The following is a 233-nucleotide window of genomic DNA, read 5'->3' on the forward strand; positions in this document are numbered from 1 at the left end:
TATGCCACAAGACATCCAAGGCCTCGTAGCGTTCTTCTCGATGACGCACTTTAGGGTTCCAGGGTTTCTCACCAACATAATGCAAAATGCGCACGTCTTCGTCATCCAGCAATGCTTCGATGTCGTCTGTCGTGGGCTCACTGCACCCGCGCGCTTCCAAGTCGAGGTAAAGCGCCCGTTTGGTGTAGTTGAAGCGCGACGGCAGATAACCTAGCGAAACATTGTGCATCAAG

At 52.8% G+C, this 233-nt stretch carries 1 protein-coding gene; it reads right to left on the minus strand.

Annotated elements, in window-relative coordinates; all coding sequences use genetic code 11:
- Positions 1-233: hypothetical protein (locus tag Q5L94_RS14170; RefSeq protein ID WP_317498986.1), on the minus strand; the 233-nt coding region annotated here is incomplete at both ends.

Origin of the sequence: Idiomarina sp. Sol25 (assembly GCF_033052775.1) — a bacterium.
In the GTDB taxonomy this organism is placed as follows: Bacteria; Pseudomonadota; Gammaproteobacteria; order Enterobacterales; family Alteromonadaceae; genus Idiomarina.